The sequence below is a fragment of the Kribbella albertanoniae genome, from assembly GCF_004348455.1.
Lineage (GTDB): Bacteria > Actinomycetota > Actinomycetes > Propionibacteriales > Kribbellaceae > Kribbella > Kribbella albertanoniae.
In genome coordinates, this window is record NZ_SMKA01000474.1 from 1 (window position 1) to 2,785 (window position 2,785).

At 69.9% G+C, this 2,785-nt stretch carries 2 protein-coding genes; one reads left to right on the plus strand and one right to left on the minus strand.

Features of this window, described 5'->3' with window-relative positions:
* Positions 1-1,812, minus strand: a 1,812-nt coding sequence (locus tag E1261_RS44195; protein ID WP_132416273.1) for a DNA polymerase III subunit gamma and tau, incomplete at its 3' end; no start/stop codon positions are given.
* Positions 1,813-1,899: 87 nt separating this feature from the next.
* On the opposite strand from E1261_RS44195, the gene E1261_RS44200 reads away from it, so the two are divergent.
* Complete coding sequence (locus E1261_RS44200) at positions 1,900-2,715, plus strand: nucleotidyltransferase domain-containing protein (RefSeq protein WP_132416275.1); 816 nt, start codon at positions 1,900-1,902, stop codon at positions 2,713-2,715.
* Positions 2,716-2,785 lie beyond the last annotated feature (70 nt).

Below are 2,785 nucleotides of genomic sequence, written 5' to 3' on the forward strand. Positions count from 1 at the left end.
CGCATAACCAGAACCACCATCGGCGCCACCAGAACCAGACCCACCAGCCGCACTCCCGGCCACACCGCCCGACCCCGGCCCATCACTGGCAGCCCCTACCCCGCCGCCAGCACCACCCGGCGCACCTGCTCCACCGCCCGCACTACCCGCAGCGTCTGCTCCACCGCGGACACCGCCAGGGCCACCAACCGCACCACCCGTGGCACCGCCAGGGCCACCAACCGCACCACCCGTGGCACCGCCGGGACCACCAGGCGCACTACCTGCGGCACCCGCTGCACCGCCAGCACCACCCGGCACACCACCTGCGGCACCTGTCGCACCGCCCGGCGCACCGCCTGCGGTGTCGGCCGCACGAGCCGCGTCGCTCGCAGCAACCGTTCCAGCCGCTGGCCCACTCACCGCGCTTCCGGCAGCAGCGGCGGGAGGGGGCACTGCCGCACCCGCCGCATCGCCGCCGACCGGAGCACCGGCTACCTGACCACGGTCAGCCGTGCCGGCGTCCGCCGTACCGGGGCTTGCCTGCCCAGGTGCACCGGCCTGCCCGCCGGCCGCGGCGCGTGCCGCAGCTCGGCTTGAGGCTGCGTCGGGAGCTGGGTCAGCAGACCCGACATACCCACCGGCGTCCGCCACAGCGGGCACGCCCATGGACAGGCGGCGCTCCATCCGATCGAGGCGGGCCTGAATACCGTTCGTGGAGTCGTCCGCCCCTGGCAGCAGGACCTTCGCGCAGATCAGCTCGAGCTGCAGCCGCGGAGCCGTCGCGCCACGCATCTCCAACAATCCGGCCGCAACGATGTCCGCAGCCCGCGTCAACTCAGCAGCACCGATCCCAGCGGCCTGCGTCTGCAGTCGCTCGCCCTGATCCTCCGCAGCCTCGATCAGCCCGGAGACCACCGCATTCGGCACCGCGGACAGCACCACAAGATCCCGCAACCGCCGCAACAGATCCTCGGCGAACCGCTTCGGATCCTGCCCGGTCTCGATGACCTTCTCAACAGTCTCGAACACGGCCTTGCTGTCATGCGCCGCAAACCCGTCCACACACGCATCCAGCAACGAATCCGGCGTGAACCCGAGCAGCGCAACCGCCAACTCATAGGTCACCCCGGCCGGCCCCGCACCACCGATCAGCTGGTCGAGCACACTCAGCGAGTCACGCACCGACCCCGCGCCCGCACGAACCACCAGCGGCAGCGCGGCGGCCTCGATCGCCACACCCTCGGCCTCGCACAGTGTCGCCATGTAGTCGCCGAGCGCCTTCGGCGGCACCAGCCGGAACGGATAGTGGTGCGTCCGGGACCGGATCGTCCCGATCACCTTGTCGGGCTCGGTGGTGGCGAAGATGAACTTCAGGTGCGGCGGCGGCTCCTCGACCAGCTTCAGCAGGGCATTGAAGCCCTGCGTGGTCACCATGTGCGCCTCGTCGATGATGTAGATCTTGTAGCGGCTCTCGACCGGCGCGAAGAACGCCCGCTCGCGCAGATCCCGCGCGTCGTCGACACCACCGTGCGACGCGGCGTCGATCTCGATCACGTCGATACTGCCGGGCCCGCCGCGGGCCAGGTCGGTGCAGGACTTGCAGACCCCGCACGGCTCGGCGATCGGGCCCTTCTCGCAGTTGATCGCACGCGCCAGGATCCGGGCGCTGGTGGTCTTGCCACACCCGCGCGGCCCGGAGAACAAGTAGGCGTGGTTGACCCGGTTGTTGCTCAGCGCGTTCCGCAGCGGCGCGGTGACGTGATCCTGGCCGATGACCTCGGCGAACGTCTCCGGGCGATACCGGCGGTACAACGCAAGGGGTGCTTCCACGCCGCAACCCTAGCGCCGCCCGCCGACAAAACCACCGTCGCCCGGATCGGATCCGCGCGCCGGTCCCGGCCCGCCTAGGGTGAGCGGATGAGCTCCGGTGACGAGCGGTACGACGTGATGATCCAGCGCGCCCAGGAGCGCCTCCCGGCCGACGACCGGGTACTGGCCGTCTACCTGATCGGCAGTTACGGCACCGGCACCGAGGACCGCTTCAGCGACCTGGACGTCCACCTGGTGGTGACGGACGCGAGCATCGGCTGGTTCGAGCAGCACTGGGACGAGGTACTGCGCGACCTCGCCGGACCGACCGTCTTCAGCGACCGCGTCCCCGGACTCACCGGCGGTCTCGGCATCACGCCGGACTGGCTGCACGTGGACCTGGTCGCGCACCCACTCGCCTCCTTCGACCGGTTCCAGTACGACGGCGTGCGGGTGCTGTTCGACCGCGACGGCACCCTGTTCCCCGACGGCGATCAGCCGGCCGAGCACGGTCGCCCAGGAACGCCGTACTGGCCCGAAAACGTGGTCCCGATGTTCTTCTACTTCCTCGGCAACCTGGTCACCGTCCTCGGGCGCGAGGAATACGTCGTCGCCAACCAAGGCATCGGCGCGGTCCGCGACCTCGTGATCCGGCTGATGCTCGCCGAACGCGGAGTCCGCCGTACCAGCGGCGCCAAACGCCTCAACGCCCTGCTCTCCACCGAACAACGCACAACCCTGGAAGCCGTCCCGCCGGCCGGCTACAACCCCGCCGACATCATCGCCGCCAACCAGTACCTCTGCCGCGAAATGCTCCACCGAGGCCAAGCCCTGGCCCAGCAAACCGGCACCCCCTGGCCCACCGACTTCGTCAACGCCACCCTCACCCACCTCCACCACCACCTCGGCGTCCCCTTCACCTAACCCACGTACGACCTTGAGCACGCCTCAACCATTCCCCAGCCACCACGCTGGTCGATGGACGCTCAACGCC